Raw genomic sequence first — 14,437 nt, forward strand, 5'->3', positions numbered from 1 at the left:
TGAACGTCATAGATCCCCTGTGGGAGCCTGCTCGCGATGGCTGCTTATGAGCGACTAGAATACTGGCTCCTCATGAGATCTATCAGGCGCCAATGTTTTCTTCTGCTTCCAGCTGGCTACCCCAAGCCCGCCTCGACCCCCTGCACCTCGACTGGCTCACCACCGCCGGCATCGAAGTCGCCATCCTGCGCCTGGACCAGATCGACCCGCTGATCAGCGGCAACAAATGGTTCAAGCTCACCGAACACCTCAAGGCCGCTGACCAGGCAGGCGCCAAAGGCATCATCAGCCTCGGCGGAGCGCATTCCAATCACCTGCACGCCCTGGCCGCTGCCGGCAAGCGTTTCGGTTTCGCCACGGTCGGCCTGTTGCGCGGGCACCCTCAACCAACGCCGACGGTGAACGATCTGCAGGCGTTCGGCATGCAACTGCACTGGCTTGGTTATGGCGGCTATCGGGCGCGTAATGAAGCGGGTTTCTGGGAGCCATGGCAGGCGCGGTATCCGGATCTGGTTGCGGTTCCGGAAGGCGGCGGGGGTATGCCAGGGGCCAAGGGCTGCGTGCAACTCAAAGCTTTGGCCTGCCGGCAACTGAATGATCTGGGCTGGACCGACTATGACGCTTGGTGGCTGGCCTGCGGGACCGGCACGACCCTGGCCGGCCTGGTCATGGCCGAAGCGGGTGAGCACCCGGTCTACGGAGCGCTGGCGGTGCCCGATGATCATGGTGTGGCACAGCAGGTCGAGCGCATCCTGGCGCAGGCGGGGGTGAATCATTCGTCTTATGAACTGTTCGACGCCAGCCGCGGTGGTTTTGCCAAGGTCGATTCGACGTTGCTCGAATTCATCGAGCAGACCGAACAGGCCAGCGGCACTCCACTGGAGCCGCTGTACACCGGCAAGGCGTTGCTGGCGCTGAAACAGCAGGTCGAGGCGGGGAAGTTCACCCCGGGCACGCGGCTGATCTTTATCCACACCGGTGGTTTGCAGGGTCGCCGGGGTTTTAGCTCCGAAACCTGAAAAGCACCGCAATCCATTGTGGGAGCGGGCTTGCTCGCGAAGGCGGTGCATCAGTCGCATCATTAATTGACTGACACACGGCCTTCGCGAGCAAGCCCGCTCCCACATTTGATTTGCGTCAGCTTCCGGTATTGCGGTTCACCCGCTTGGGCATCATCCGCAGCAAGGTGTTATCGCCCACCACATAGTGGTGATACAGCCCGGCGACGGCGTGCAGGCCGATCAGCCAGTAGCCGAGAGTGCCCCCGAGCTCGTGCCAGCCCTGGATCCGCTTGGCCAGGTCCTTGTCTTGCTCGATGAGCAGGGGCAGGTCGAAGCCGTAGAACATCACCTGGTTACCTTTGGCGCTGGTGACCAGCCAGCCCAGGATCGGCATGGTGATCATGAAGATGTACAGCGCCCAGTGCATCAACCTGGCCAGCACCGTTTGCCACTTGGGCGAGGCCGGAAAGATCTGCGGGGCCGGGCCGAGGCTGCGGGCGAACAAGCGTAGCCAGACCAGCACGAAGACGGTCAGGCCGAGCATGAAGTGCGATTCGACGATCAGCGTTCGCCCACCGCTGCCCTTGGGAAACAGACCGCGCAGTTCGATGCAGGCGTAGACCAGCGCCAGCAGGACCAGCATCAACCAGTGCAGCGCGATCGAGACGGTGCTGTAGCGCGAGTCGGAGTTTTTCCACGGCATACGGTGTTCCTCACAGGTCCGGTTTGAAGCCACCGTTCTTGATCGACGGCGCGCTTTAACTGTAATCCTGTTTCACCGCACTTGCCTGTGACTCAATGACGCTGGTTGCTCTGTTCAGGTAATTGACAGCAAAACGCATACCCCACTGTAGGAGCGAGCTCGCTCCTACAGTGGGGTATGCGAATTCTGGGATCAGCTGGTTTGCGGCATCTCGCCTTTGGCCAGGCGCTGGTTGATGTCGGCAATCACCTGCGGCAGATCGGTGATGGTGTCGATCATGTAGTGCGGGCGCGAGCCTTCGAACAGGGCGTGGATGCGCTTGCGCTCGCTGGCCAGTTGATCGCTGCCCAGGGCGCGGTAGCCTTCGTAGTCCAGGCCCAGCGCGTTGCCCGAGCAGATCAGCGCGACGGTCCACATGCCAGCACGACGACCTTCGAGGATGCCCGGCACGGTGTCGTCGATCTTCACACACGCGGCGACGTCGTCGATGCCCAGCGCGATCACGTTAGCCAATGCCTGGGCCGGCCATGGGCGGCCGTTCGGCACTTCGTCGGTGGCAACCACGTGGTCGGCCACATAACCGTTGGTGGCGGCCAGTTCGACGACTTTGTCCATGACCTGTTTCGGATAACCGGAGCAGGAACCGATCTTGATCCCCTGTTCGCGCAAGCCGGCAATGGTGTCCAGGGCGCCGGGAATCAGCGCCGAGTGTTCGGCGATTTTCTCGATCTGCAGCGGCATGAAACGCTGGTAGATGGCGGTGACGTCATCGTCGGTCGGCGTGCGACCGAACACCTTGCGATAACGCTCGGCGACTTGCGGCTGGTCGCACAGGGTGCGGATGTGGTCCCACTTGCCCATGCCCATCGGGCCACGGGCTTCTTCGATGGAGACCTGGACGTCGAATTCGGCGAAGGCCTCGACGAAAATCTGCGTCGGTGCGAACGAGCCGAAGTCGACCACGGTGCCGGCCCAGTCGAGGATGGCGGCTTGCAGTTGGGTTGGGTTGGTGTAGTTCATGTCTGGAAATCCTTTGGCAACTGGCTAATTGGGGGCTGCTTCAACTGTGGTGCGGGTTAGATCTCCAGCACTTCCATCTCGCGCAACACTTCGCCGATGGCCGCGACGGCTTCGCGCATTTCTGCAGGTTGCACATGGCCAATGCAGCCCACACGGAACGTCTCGACCTGGGTCAGCTTGCCGGGGTAGAGGATGTAACCCTTGGCCTTGACCCGCTCGTAGAATTCCTTGAACTGGTAACGCGGATCTTTCGGCGCGTGGAAGGTGGCGATGATCGGTGCCTGGATGGCCGCCGGCAGGAAGCTGCGCAGGCCCAGCCCGGCCATCTCTTCCATCAGGGCTTGGCAGTTGGCGGCATAGCGCCGGTGCCGGGCGGGCAGGCCGCCTTCTTCGTTGTATTGCACCAGGGCTTCGTGCAGCGCGGCGACCACGTGGGTTGGCGGGGTGAAGCGCCATTGCCCGGTCTTGGCCATGTAGCTGTGCTGGTCGTGCAGGTCCATCGCCAGGGAGTGCGAGTTGCCGGCGGCGTTGGCCAGGGATTCCTTGCGGGCGAACACGAAACCCATGCCCGGCACGCCTTCCAGGCATTTGCCGGAAGCGGCGATCAGCGCATCGAACGGCACCCGTTGGGCGTCCACCGGCAGCGCGCCGAAAGAGCTCATCGCATCGATGATCAGGCGTTTGCCGTGTTGCTCGACCACCTGGGCGATTTCCGGCAGCGGATTGAGGATGCCGGTGCTGGTTTCGCAGTGAATCAGGGCCACATGAGTGATTCCGCTATCGGCGCGTAGCAGGCGGTCGACATCGGCGGCGGTGGTCGGTTCGTCTTCTGCAGTTTCGAAAGTGCTGAATGAGCGCCCGAGGACTTCGCAGATCTTCGCCAGGCGTTTGCCGTAGGCGCCGTTGATCAGCACCAGGACCTTGCCGTTGCGCGGCACCAGGGTGCCGATGGCCGCTTCGACGGCGAAGGTGCCGCTGCCTTGCAGGGGCACGCAGTGGTGGCTGGCAGCGCCATTGATGATCGCCAGCAGTTGTTCGCAGAGGCTGGCGGTCAGCTGGTTGAAGCGGTCATCCCATGAACCCCAGTCAACCATCATCGCCTGGCGGGTGCGGGCCGACGTGGTCAAAGGGCCGGGGGTGAGCAGGATGGGGGCGGCAGTACTCATTCTCGTGTCCTCGCAATCGATGGGATGAAGCTATGGGACTTAAATTGCAATTTGCCGAGCTATCAATCAAATTGTTTGTTGTTATGCCAGCCATCAGTGAGAGTTATCCATGAACCTGTTTCAGCTCCGTGCGTTCGACGCCGTGGCCCGGGAGGGCAGCTTCACCCGCGCCGCGGCGCGGCTGTTCATCAGCCAACCGGCGGTCACCGGGCACATCAAGTCGCTGGAGGAGCACTACCAGATCACCCTGTTGCGGCGCACTGCCAGACGGGTAGAGCTGACGGAGGAGGGCACCAAGCTGGCGGCAATCACCCGGGCGATGTTCGGCCTGGCCGAAGAGGCGCAAGCCATGCTGGAGGCCAACCGGCAGTTGCTGACCGGGCGCCTGGAAGTGGCGGCGGACGGCCCGCACATGGTCATGCCGATGCTCGCGAGCCTGCGTGCGCGTTATCCGGGGATCACCGTCAACCTGCGCCTGGGCAATGCCCAGGAAACCCTGGCGGCGCTGTTGTCCGAGCATGCCGACGTGGCGGTATTGACTGAGGTCGAACCGCGCAAGGGCCTGCATCTGCAAGCCCTGAGCGAGTCGCGGATCTGCGCCCTGGTGCCTGCGGGCCATCCCTGGGCGCGGCGCACCCAGGGCGTGCCGCTCAAGGAACTGGACCAGGTGATCATGGTGTTGCGTGAGCCGAGCTCGATCACCCGGCGCACCTTCGATGTAGCCTGCGTGCAGGCCAAGGTCAATCCGCGGGTGCTGCTGGAGCTCGACAGCCGGGAAGCGGTGACCGAGGCGGTCGCGGCCGAGCTGGGGGTGGGTGTAGTGTCGTCGGTGGAGGTCAGCCATGACCCGCGGGTGGCGGCGGTGCCGATCATAGGCGAAGGGCTGGTCAATCGGCACATGATGGGGTGCATGGAGCGGCGGCGGGACTTGCGCCTGATCCAGGCGTTTTTCGGCCTGGCGCCTGCCAGTTAGACCGAGTTGTCTGCATTCGCGAGCAAGCCCGCTCCCACATTGGATGTGCGGCGTACACACATCCCCCAGTGCTCGCGAAGAGGCCAGACCTGCCTACACAAGACTCTCGCGAACCATCTGCAGAAACGTCGCCACCACCCGCCGTGAGCTCTGTTCTCGCAAACACACCAGCGTCTCGGTCAAACGCCTTTTGCAATCGGTAATCGGCAACGCACACACCCGCGAGTCGGCGCCGAACTCGGCCGCCGACACCACGCCAATCCCGATCCCTACCACCACCGCTTCCCGCGCGGCTTCCCGGCCTTCGACCTGAATCCCCGGGCGGATGCGGAAACCGGCGCCGGCCATTTCTTCTTCCAAAGTCTGGCGGGTCACCGAACCGATTTCCCGCAGCACCAGCGGCGTGTCGTCCAGGTCGGCGAGGGTGATGGACTCGCGATCGGCCCACGGATGGTTACGCGACACGAATGCCACCATCGGGTCGTTGCGCAGCGGCAGCGAAATCAATCGTTCGTCGCTTACTTCGCGGCCAAGCAATGCCAGGTCGGCCTGATAGTTGAACAGGCGGAACAGCGACTCATCGGTGTTACCGGTTTCGATTTTCACGCTGATGCCGGGGTAGCGCTCGCAAAACCGGGCGATCTGCGGCAGCACGTGCACCGGCGCATCCACCGCCAGGATCAGGCTACCGGTCTGCAACGCCTGGGAATCCTGCAACAACTCCTGGGCCTCGGCTTCGATCACGAACAGTTTCTGGGTAACGCCCAGCAGGCGCTCGCCAAGGTCGGTGAGACGAACCGAGCGTTTGTTGCGGTGGAACAGCAATACGCCATAGCGCTCTTCGAGTTTGCGCACCTGGTCGGAAATCGCCGGTTGCGTGAGAAATAGCCGCTCGGCGGCTTTGGTGAAACTTCCATGCACGGCCACGGCATGGAAAGCTTTGAGTTGGGCGTGGGAAACCGACATGGAAATCTCCAGTAACAAGCTGAGCTTGTTTTGGAAATACGATAAATCGATTTCACTTATTAATCAGTAATTGTTTTGATCCACCTCAGCCCCAGTGACTGCTCAGTCGATCAGCGCGGGAGTCATGGGCCTGTGCGTGCATCAACAGGACTCATCTGACCGGAATCGCCCACAGGGACAGGGTGATTTCGCAGTGCTCAACAATAAAAAAATACAGGCGTTTTCTTCTAATTCTGCCGGCACACTCACTCCCTGAGGTCAGAACCACAATGAACAAGCACATCGGCACAATCAAGCGTTGGCGCGTGCAGATCTTCGCGATCACCTGGCTCGCCTACGCCGCTTTCTACTTCACCCGCAAAGCGTTTTCCGTTGCCAAGCTCGGCATCGGCGAAGACCCGACCTTCATGCTCGACAAGATGGCCATGGCCAACCTCGACGCCATTTACCTGACCGCCTACGCCATCGGCCAGTTCACCTGGGGCATCCTGGCCGACCGCTTCGGACCGAGGGTGGTGGTCCTTGGCGGTTTGCTGATATCGGCGGCGGCCGCGCTGGTGATGGGCAGTTTCGCCACCTTGCCGATCTTCGCCACCTGCATGCTGATTCAAGGCCTGGCGCAGTCCACCGGTTGGTCGGGGCTGTGCAAGAACCTCGGCAGTTTTTTTCCGTCCGAGCAACGCGGGCGAGTACTGGGGCTATGGAGTTCGTGCTACGCCTTTGGCGGACTGGTAGCGTCGCCATTCGCCGGATGGTGGGCCTACACGCTGATCGGCTCCTGGCACGCAGCGTTCATTTCCAGCGCGGCGGTGGTTGGGCTGGTCGCCGTGCTGTTCTTTATTTTCCAACGCAACAAACCTGAAGACGTGGGCTTGCCGGCCGTGGAGCCTGAGCCCGAACTGAGCGCTGAAGAGGCGTATGCCCAAAGCAAGATCAGCGTGCTGGAGCCGCTGAAGGAAATCCTGCGTAACCGCACTGTGCTGATTCTCGGCCTCGCGTATTTCATGTTGAAACCAGCGCGCTACGCGATTCTGCTGTGGGGCCCGGTGATCGTTTTTGAACAGATGCCCTCGGTGGGCAAGGTCGGCGCGGCGATCATTCCCACGGCGTTCGAACTGGCCGGGTTGCTCGGGCCGATCATGATCGGCCTGGCCTCGGACAAACTGTTCGGCGCCCGGCGCATGCCGGCCTGCGTCATCAGCCTGTTGGCGCTGACCGTATCGCTGGCCTTCTTCATGGGCGCCTTGCACACCGGCAGCGTGATGCTGGTGGTGGCGCTGTTGTTCGTCATGGGCCTGACACTCTACGGACCAGACTCGATGATCAGTGGCGCCGCCGCCATCGATTTCGGCACCGCCAAGGCCGGTGCGACGGCGGCGGGGTTCGTCAACGGTTGCGGTTCGGTGGGGGCGATTCTCGGCGGTCTGCTGCCGGGCTACTTCGACACCGTCACCGTGTTCATCGTCTTCGCCGGTTGCGCGCTGTTCTCGGCGCTGGTGCTGGTTCCGCACTGGAACAGCCGCCCCGCGGGCCAGGGCACCGACCATGCCTATGTGCCCAACAGGGCGATGACCATCAAACCGCTGCGCACCTGAACCCTCAAGGCTCGTCGTCGGGGCGATTGATCAGCCAATCGAGCAGCAGGCGGGTGTCACTGCGGGGCTTGTCGTTGCGTACCGCGGGCGGGCTGCGGCGCTGCCTGGTGCTGGCGCAGAACACCGGACGGTCGGGGTCGCTGTCGAGAAAACTGACCCAGCCGTCGCTGCCAGCCATTGGCAGCTGGACCGGTTGCGCCGGGGCCTGCGACATTGTTAGTGCGACCGGTAGCCAGAGGCCCTCTGCGGGATTGACCCCCGTGTCGGGCCACACACTTACCTGCAAACGACCTTGATCATCCTGTGCCGCTTGCTGTCCGGCCGGGCCACAGACCCGGGCTGGCTGCAAACCGGGGATGCGCGGCCGGGCCTGGTCCAGGGGTGGGCGAAATACCGTCGACCAGGGAATGGCCGTGAACTGATTGCGGTAGTGCCGGGGCCTGTTGTCTTCAGCCAGGATCGAACCCTGCCGGCCCTGATGCCGCGCCTGGCAGACCAGCCATTGATCGTTGAACCCCGGCATCGGATGCTCTGCCACCTGCACGATGCGGGCACTGCCTAACAAAGGCTGATTGCTTTGGCCGTGAAGCTGTAGCTGCTGGCAACGCATGCGCTGCAGGTCGCGACGGTCGAGTTGATCGTGATGACGCTGTTCCTCGGTGGAACGGGGTGCACGCGCGTGGTTAAAGGCGTGATTGGCCGCACCTTCACCGATCTGCGAAGCACCACGATTTTTCGCATTGGCTCGTGGGAAAACGGCTTGGGTGTCGTGGCGCTGAAACAGTTCGCTGATCACAGGCGTTGCGCTTTCTTCGGCTTCAGCGCCATGAAACGGCATCAACAGGGGCTCCTGGGGAAAGCTCATGTTGTCGTCGGCCAGCACCAATACATGGCTGTGATGGGCGTGTTCGAAGTGGTAGTGAATGCCTTCTTCCTCGCACAGGCGCTGCAGCAAGGCCAGGTCGGTTTCCTCGTACTGAATGCAAAAAGGCCGCAGGGGATAGTGCCCGTCTGCCAGTTCCAGGCGATAGCTGCCTGCAGCCAATTCATGTTCCTCCAGCAGCTGGCGCAGGATCATGGGCACGCTGAGGCGCTGGAACACCCGCCGCGATCGGTATTGATCCAGCGCTAGCAAGGCCGGCACCAGCACCAGTTTGTAGCCGACCCGGCCTCGCCCCTGATATTCGCAACTGGCACTGTGCAGCACGCCATGAACGACCTGGGCTTGCCCAAGGTCGAGCAGCGCCGGTTGTTGCAGCAGCCGATCAAGGTTGAGGGCCGGTGCCAGGCCGATCACTTCGATATCGAATCGATAGGGTTGATTGAGGGCCTCGCGCCCACTGAACTGCACCACTTGCAAACTCAGGTGATCGTCGAGGAGTGTCAGGGTGAAGGGACTTTCCTTGTCGTTTTGCATTGATCGCGCTTCTACCATGGAGTAGGGCCTTGGAGGGTACGAAACCCGCATGCCTTGTGGACATGGCAAATCGAAATTTCAGAATCGCCCTACAACCATCGGTAAAGATGCCGATCCGGTGATGAGATTTTTTGGTCGATTGCCAACTTTAGGCCGTATAAACTTGGCGGCATGCGTCGGCCAATAGATGTTTCGGCGCCATAGACAAGAGAGTGAGTAATGGGCGCACAGTGGAAGGTTAAACACAAAGAAGCGGCAGCCAATGCCAAGGGGAAGATCTTCGGCAAACTGGTGAAGGAAATCACCATTGCTGCGCGCAACGGTGCCGATACCGCCACCAACGCACACCTGCGTCTGGTGGTTGAACAGGCCAAGAAAGCGTCGATGCCCAAGGAAACACTGGACCGTGCCATCAAGAAGGGTGCGGGCCTGTTGGGCGAGACCGTGCAATACCATCGCGTGACCTATGAAGGCTTCGCGCCGCACCAGGTGCCGCTGATCGTCGAGTGCGTGACGGACAACATCAACCGCACCGTGGCTGAAATCCGCGTGGCCTTCCGCAAGGGCCAACTGGGCGCTTCCGGTTCGGTGGCCTGGGATTTCAACCACGTGGGCATGATCGAAGCCTCGCCGGACACCCCGGACGCCGATCCGGAAATGGCCGCGATCGAAGCCGGTGCCCAGGATTTCGAGCCGGGCGAAGACGGCGCGACGCTGTTCCTGACCGAGCCTACGGACCTGGACGCCGTGCAGAAAGCCCTGCCTGAACAAGGTTTCACGGTGTTGTCGGCCAAGCTTGGCTACCAGCCGAAGAACCCGGTCAGTGGCTTGAGCGATGAGCAGATGGCTGAAGTCGAAGCGTTCCTCGAAGGCCTCGATAACCATGATGACGTGCAGGACATGTTTGTCGGCCTGGCCGGATAACATCTCTCGCGGCTGGACCCGATCTACTGTAGGAGCTGGCTTGTCGGGTCGCCGCATCGCAGCGAAGGTGGCATAACGGCCACCATCGCATCGCCAGCAAGCCGGCTCCTGCAGATGTGTCTCACCCCCCGTCAAACCCCCTCCCGCACCTCCACCAACTGTCCCAGCCGACTGCGCGTACGCGCCAGGTCGATGGCGTCACCGCCCAAACTTTCGCGCAGGGAGTGTTGGCCCAGCAGGGTCAGGTGCTTGTCCTGGTCATACAAGACGTCGACCAGGTTGATGAAACGCTGCTGGGCGGCAATCGTGCAGTCGGCGAGGTCGGGCAGGTCGTCGATGATCCAGTGGTCGTAGCGCCGGCACAGTTCCAGGTAATCCATGACCGCTGTGGGGTGGTCGCACAGGTCGCTGAAGGTGAAGCCGATGGTGCGGCCTGCGCAGTAGCGGGCCGACAGATGGCGCGCGCCGACCGGCAGGGCAATGGCCGGCCCGTTCGGTCCCGGCAGGTTGGCCGCCTGACGCTGCGCCAGGGTGGCGGGCCAGACGTATCGGCCTTGGGTGAACAGTTGATGCGCATGGCTTCTGGCCTGACTGCGGTAGTCGTGGGGCCCGCCGACTTCCATGACCTGCATGCGCGCGTTGATCAACTCGATCACCGGTTTGAAGCGCGCATGGTAAAGCGGGTTGGGCAGCAGGCCTTCCGGCGGGTAGTTGGAGGTGACCAGCAGCAGGATCCCGCGCTGGAACAGCGCCTTGAACAGCCGCGTGATCAGCATCGCATCGCCGATGTCGTGGACGTGAAACTCGTCGAAACACAGCACCCGGCAATCGCTCAATAACTCATCCAGCGTGGTCGCCAGCGCATCCGGTTGCTCGCGATGGCTGAACATGCCCTGGTGCAGGCGGGCGAAAAAACCGTGGAAGTGCAGGCGCTGCTTCTGGGCAAGAGGGATCGCCTGGAAAAAACCGTCGAGCAACCAGCTTTTGCCACGCCCGACAGCTCCGTGGAGGTAGAGCCCCGGTAGAGCCTTGCCTGAGGTGCCCAACAGCGTCGAGGCATGCTGCGCCATGCAGTCGATCACCCGTTGCTGGCTATGGCTGAGGGTGTAGCCCTGGGAACCGGCCTTGTGGTGGAAATAGTCGTGTATGACCCGGGCGTTCGCGCAGTGACGGTCTGGCCCGGCCGATCCCTTGTCAAAGAGGCGGCGCAACGATGACCAGTGTGGTGTGAGTCGCGAATGCTTGGGCGGTCTAACGGCCACTGTGGTGTCCCCGTGATCTTCAGGCGGGCTGCGGGAGCCGCGGCGGCGTAGTTTAACCAGATAGGTAGTTTCGCTTCCAGCATCTGCCTATATGACGTTATACCCGAGGCCATTAGTCAACTAATTACAAAGCAACCTAACTATTACGTTGACATTGACTGCCTAGGCAGTAATATCTCGACATACATTCACTGCCTAGGCAGCTAATTGGTGTCCAGATGAAACATTTCACGCCAGACGATTTCCACAATTGCCACCTCGGCCTGCTGCTGGGGCGCGCCGCGCTGCTCAAGGACCGCATCATCGACACGCACATGGAGCCCCACGGCATCACCGCCGCGCAGTTCAAGGTGTTGATCATCATCGCCCAGTACGGCGTCGATTCGCCGGGCGAGCTGTGCCGGCACCTGTCACTGGACAGCGGATCGATGACCCGCATGCTCGATCGTCTGGAACAGAAAGGTTTCCTCGCACGCCAACGCTCCGAGGCCGACCGTCGTCAGGTGCAGTTGGTGTTGACCTCCGAAGGCCAGAAGCTGGCCGATCGCCTGCCACACATCGGCGCCCAAGCCATGAATGAACTGGCCGGCGCCATCACGCCGGAAGAGCTGAAGACCCTGGAGTCGATCCTCAAGAAAATCCTGATAGCCGCCGGTGACTCGATCACCCTGCTGCGGGTAGGTGACCAATGAACAGTAAAACCTTGCGCGCCGGCCTGAGCCTGGTGCTGTTGGCCTTGAGCCTGGCCGGTTGTGCCAGCTACAGCGGCCTGACCACCGAAGGTGTCAGCCTCGAGGCGAAAAACCTCAAGGCCGGGCAATCCCTCAGCGGCGTGACGCTGTCGCCGGCGGCATGGCCGAAAAGCGACTGGTGGAAAAGCCTCGGCGATCCGCAGCTCGACGGCCTGATCCGCGAAGCCCTGCGCGACAGCCCCGACATGCAGATCGCCGACGCCCGCGCCCACCAGGCCAGCGCCGCGGCCTACGCGGCCGACGCCGCGCGGATGCCGACCCTGGATGCCAGCGCCGGCGTCAGCCGTTCGCGCCTGGCCCGCGACCAGGACCCGCTGGGGCAGGGCGACAATTACGCCACCGTGCGCAATATCAGCGCCACCTTCAATTACAACTTCGACCTCTGGGGCGGTCAGCGTGACGCCTGGGAAGCTGCACTGGGCCAGGCCCGCGCCGCCGAAGTCGACCAGCAGGCCGCGCAGTTGACCCTGTCTGCCGACGTGGCCCGCGCCTACAGCGACCTGGGCCAGGCGCACATCGTCCATGACCTGTCCGCCGAAGACCTCAAGCGCACCCGGCAAATGCTCGACCTGAGCCAGCGTCGCCTGAGTTCCGGGATCGACAGCCAGTACCAGTTCCAGCAGACCGAAAGCCTGGAGGCCACCTCCCAGGCCAACCTGATCGACGCCGAAAAACGCCTGCAAAGCGCCAAGATAGCGCTAGCCGTACTGCTGGGCAAAGGCCCGGATCGCGGCAATGAAATCGCCCGGCCGAACATTCTCAAGCCCGGTGCCGTGGCCTTGCCATCGGTGCTGCCGGCCGAACTGCTCGGACGGCGTCCGGACCTGGTGGCCGCGCGCTGGCGGGTAGAAGCGGCAAGCAAGAATATCGATGCCGGCAAGACGCAGTTTTATCCGAATTTGAACCTCAGCGCCGCGGCCGGTGCCGAATCCTTGCTGGGGGACGCGATGTTTGGTTCGGCCAGTCGCTTCTTCAATGTCGCACCGACGATCTCCGTACCGATTTTCGACGGTGGCCGCCTGCGCGCCGACCTCGATTCCCGCGACGCCGACTACGACCTCGCAGTGGCGCAGTACAACAAGAGCCTGGTCAGGGCGCTGGCCGACGTCAGCGACAGCATCAACCAGTTGCGCGACATCGGTCGGCAGATCGCGGCCCAGCAGCACGCCACCGACATCGCCCAGGATTCCTACAACACCGTGGTCCAGCGCTACGGTTCCGGCATCGGTAACTACCTGGACGTGCTCAGCATCGAGCAGCAGTTGCTCCAGGCCCAGCGTCAGCTGGCCAACCTGAATGCCGAGCAGATCGACCTGTCGATCCAGCTGATACAAGCGCTGGGTGGCGGTTTCCAGCCTGAGGCCGTTGCCTCGGCCAACGCCGCACCCGCCACGCTGACCCACTAATTCAAGGTATTTGTCATGGCCACTGCCGATACAACTGCAACCCCTGAAACCCCAACCGCCAATCCCGATTCAGGCAAGCGCAAGTTCATGCTGCTGGTCCTGGCCGTGGTGGTCGCACTGGGCGGCGCGGGCGTCTGGGCCTACCACGAGTTCTACGGGCGCTGGAGCGAAAGCACCGATGACGCCTATGTGAACGGCAACGTGGTGGAAATCACCCCGCTGGTCACCGGCACTGTCGTCAGCATCGGTGCCGACGATGGCGATCTGGTCCACGAAGGCCAGGTGCTGGTGAACTTCGACCCGAACGACGCCGAAGTCGGCCTGCAAAGCGCCCAGGCCAATCTGGCCCGCACCGTGCGCCAGGTGCGCGGCCTGTACAGCGACGTCGACGGCATGAAAGCCCAGGTCAATGCCCAACAAGCCGAAGTGCAAAAAGCCCAGGACAACTTCAACCGGCGGAAGAATCTCGCCGTCGGCGGGGCGATTTCCCAGGAGGAGCTGTCCCACGCCCGTGACGACCTGACCTCGGCGCAAAACGCCCTCGCCAATGCACAACAGAAGCTCAAGACCACCAGCGCGCTGGTCGATGACACGGTGGTTTCCTCGCACCCGGACGTGATGGCTGCTGCTGCGCAATTGCGCCAGGCCTACCTGAACAACGCCCGCAGCATCCTGATCGCGCCGGTCACCGGCTATGTGGCCAAGCGCACCGTGCAACTGGGGCAGCGGGTGCAGCCGGGCGAGGCGCTGATGGCGGTGATCCCGCTGGACCAACTGTGGATCGACGCCAACTTCAAGGAAACCCAACTGCGTGACATGCGAATCGGCCAACCGGTGGACATCGAATCCGATCTGTATGGCAGCAGCGTGAAATACAGCGGCACCATCGACAGCCTCGGTGCCGGCACCGGTAGCGCGTTTGCCTTGCTGCCGGCGCAGAACGCCACCGGCAACTGGATCAAGATCGTGCAGCGGGTGCCGGTGCGCATTCATGTCAACGCCCAGCAGTTGGCCGAGCACCCGTTGCGCGTTGGCCTGTCGACCGTGGTCGATGTGAACCTGCGTGACCAGAGCGGCCCGGTGCTGGCGCAACAGCCGCCGCAAAAGGCGTCGTTCAGTACCAGCATCTATGACCGCCAGTTGACCGAGGCCGACGCCATGATCACCCAGTTGATCCACGACAACAGCGCCGCAGTCAGCAAGACCGTTCATCGTTGATCGCCGGTGTGCCATCACACCGCCCCCCTGTAGG

At 62.4% G+C, this 14,437-nt stretch carries 13 protein-coding genes; 7 read left to right on the plus strand and 6 right to left on the minus strand.

Annotated features, from left to right (window positions below):
* Nucleotides 1-92: 92 nt before the first annotated feature.
* Nucleotides 93-1,019, plus strand: a complete 927-nt coding sequence (locus tag NQL71_RS04500; protein ID WP_274642324.1) for a 1-aminocyclopropane-1-carboxylate deaminase/D-cysteine desulfhydrase — start codon at nucleotides 93-95, stop codon at nucleotides 1,017-1,019.
* 118 nt (nucleotides 1,020-1,137) lie between these two features.
* On the opposite strand, the gene NQL71_RS04505 is transcribed toward NQL71_RS04500, so the two are convergent.
* The 3 genes from NQL71_RS04505 to NQL71_RS04515 form a co-directional block, all read right to left on the minus strand.
* A complete protein-coding gene (locus NQL71_RS04505; RefSeq protein WP_046817136.1) occupies nucleotides 1,138-1,704 on the minus strand; it encodes a cytochrome b in 567 nt (188 codons plus the stop codon).
* A gap of 192 nt (nucleotides 1,705-1,896) precedes the next feature.
* Nucleotides 1,897-2,724: a phosphonoacetaldehyde hydrolase gene (gene phnX / locus NQL71_RS04510; RefSeq protein ID WP_046817137.1), complete on the minus strand. Its 828-nt coding sequence runs from the start codon at nucleotides 2,722-2,724 to the stop codon at nucleotides 1,897-1,899.
* Between the two features lie 56 nt (nucleotides 2,725-2,780).
* Nucleotides 2,781-3,890 carry a 2-aminoethylphosphonate--pyruvate transaminase gene (locus NQL71_RS04515; protein ID WP_077185931.1) on the minus strand — a complete coding sequence of 370 codons (1,110 nt, stop codon included), beginning with the start codon at nucleotides 3,888-3,890 and terminating at the stop codon, nucleotides 2,781-2,783.
* 109 nt (nucleotides 3,891-3,999) lie between these two features.
* Here NQL71_RS04515 and NQL71_RS04520 point away from each other — a divergent pair, with 109 nt between their 5' ends.
* Nucleotides 4,000-4,863, plus strand: a complete 864-nt coding sequence (locus tag NQL71_RS04520) for a LysR substrate-binding domain-containing protein (protein WP_046817139.1) — start codon at nucleotides 4,000-4,002, stop codon at nucleotides 4,861-4,863.
* Between the two features lie 93 nt (nucleotides 4,864-4,956).
* Here NQL71_RS04520 and NQL71_RS04525 read toward each other — a convergent pair whose 3' ends face one another.
* Entirely contained in the window at nucleotides 4,957-5,829 is an 873-nt protein-coding gene (locus NQL71_RS04525) for a LysR family transcriptional regulator (protein WP_046817140.1), read from the minus strand.
* Nucleotides 5,830-6,098: 269 nt separating this feature from the next.
* Between NQL71_RS04525 and NQL71_RS04530 the strand changes: the two genes are divergently transcribed.
* On the plus strand, nucleotides 6,099-7,424 hold the full coding sequence (locus NQL71_RS04530) for an MFS transporter (protein WP_046817141.1): 1,326 nt from the start codon (nucleotides 6,099-6,101) through the stop codon (nucleotides 7,422-7,424).
* Between the two features lie 4 nt (nucleotides 7,425-7,428).
* Here NQL71_RS04530 and NQL71_RS04535 read toward each other — a convergent pair whose 3' ends face one another.
* Nucleotides 7,429-8,841: a type VI secretion system Vgr family protein gene (locus NQL71_RS04535; RefSeq protein ID WP_274642325.1), complete on the minus strand. Its 1,413-nt coding sequence runs from the start codon at nucleotides 8,839-8,841 to the stop codon at nucleotides 7,429-7,431.
* 219 nt (nucleotides 8,842-9,060) lie between these two features.
* Between NQL71_RS04535 and NQL71_RS04540 the strand changes: the two genes are divergently transcribed.
* On the plus strand, nucleotides 9,061-9,765 hold the full coding sequence (locus tag NQL71_RS04540; protein WP_008063883.1) for a YebC/PmpR family DNA-binding transcriptional regulator: 705 nt from the start codon (nucleotides 9,061-9,063) through the stop codon (nucleotides 9,763-9,765).
* Nucleotides 9,766-9,896: 131 nt separating this feature from the next.
* Here the strand turns inward: NQL71_RS04540 and zapE are convergent, their stop codons facing one another.
* On the minus strand, nucleotides 9,897-11,027 hold the full coding sequence (gene zapE, locus NQL71_RS04545) for a cell division protein ZapE (protein ID WP_274642326.1): 1,131 nt from the start codon (nucleotides 11,025-11,027) through the stop codon (nucleotides 9,897-9,899).
* Between the two features lie 218 nt (nucleotides 11,028-11,245).
* Between zapE and NQL71_RS04550 the strand changes: the two genes are divergently transcribed.
* The 3 genes from NQL71_RS04550 to NQL71_RS04560 are packed head-to-tail and all read left to right on the plus strand — an operon-like array spanning nucleotide 11,246 to nucleotide 14,403.
* Complete coding sequence (locus NQL71_RS04550; protein WP_274642327.1) at nucleotides 11,246-11,719, plus strand: MarR family winged helix-turn-helix transcriptional regulator; 474 nt, start codon at nucleotides 11,246-11,248, stop codon at nucleotides 11,717-11,719.
* Nucleotides 11,716-13,185, plus strand: coding sequence for an efflux transporter outer membrane subunit (locus NQL71_RS04555; RefSeq protein ID WP_274642328.1), 1,470 nt, complete (start codon nucleotides 11,716-11,718; stop codon nucleotides 13,183-13,185). The genes NQL71_RS04550 and NQL71_RS04555 overlap by 4 nt, the downstream gene beginning before the upstream one ends.
* A gap of 15 nt (nucleotides 13,186-13,200) precedes the next feature.
* A complete protein-coding gene (locus NQL71_RS04560) occupies nucleotides 13,201-14,403 on the plus strand; it encodes an HlyD family secretion protein (RefSeq protein ID WP_274642329.1) in 1,203 nt (400 codons plus the stop codon).
* The last annotated feature ends 34 nt before the right edge of the window (nucleotides 14,404-14,437 follow it).

The organism is Pseudomonas serbica, from assembly GCF_028823535.1.
Taxonomy (GTDB): Bacteria; Pseudomonadota; Gammaproteobacteria; order Pseudomonadales; family Pseudomonadaceae; genus Aquipseudomonas; species Aquipseudomonas serbica.

Bases quoted from the DNA above. Each gene is read 5' to 3' on its own strand.
- NQL71_RS04500 (WP_274642324.1), top strand. From the start codon at position 93: ATGTTTTCTTCTGCTTCCAGCTGGCTACCCCAAGCCCGCCTCGACCCC.
- NQL71_RS04505 (WP_046817136.1), bottom strand. From the start codon at position 1,704: ATGCCGTGGAAAAACTCCGACTCGCGCTACAGCACCGTCTCGATCGCG.
- phnX (WP_046817137.1), bottom strand. From the start codon at position 2,724: ATGAACTACACCAACCCAACCCAACTGCAAGCCGCCATCCTCGACTGG.
- NQL71_RS04515 (WP_077185931.1), bottom strand. From the start codon at position 3,890: ATGAGTACTGCCGCCCCCATCCTGCTCACCCCCGGCCCTTTGACCACG.
- NQL71_RS04520 (WP_046817139.1), top strand. From the start codon at position 4,000: ATGAACCTGTTTCAGCTCCGTGCGTTCGACGCCGTGGCCCGGGAGGGC.
- NQL71_RS04525 (WP_046817140.1), bottom strand. From the start codon at position 5,829: ATGTCGGTTTCCCACGCCCAACTCAAAGCTTTCCATGCCGTGGCCGTG.
- NQL71_RS04530 (WP_046817141.1), top strand. From the start codon at position 6,099: ATGAACAAGCACATCGGCACAATCAAGCGTTGGCGCGTGCAGATCTTC.
- NQL71_RS04535 (WP_274642325.1), bottom strand. From the start codon at position 8,841: ATGCAAAACGACAAGGAAAGTCCCTTCACCCTGACACTCCTCGACGAT.
- NQL71_RS04540 (WP_008063883.1), top strand. From the start codon at position 9,061: ATGGGCGCACAGTGGAAGGTTAAACACAAAGAAGCGGCAGCCAATGCC.
- NQL71_RS04550 (WP_274642327.1), top strand. From the start codon at position 11,246: ATGAAACATTTCACGCCAGACGATTTCCACAATTGCCACCTCGGCCTG.
- NQL71_RS04555 (WP_274642328.1), top strand. From the start codon at position 11,716: ATGAACAGTAAAACCTTGCGCGCCGGCCTGAGCCTGGTGCTGTTGGCC.
- NQL71_RS04560 (WP_274642329.1), top strand. From the start codon at position 13,201: ATGGCCACTGCCGATACAACTGCAACCCCTGAAACCCCAACCGCCAAT.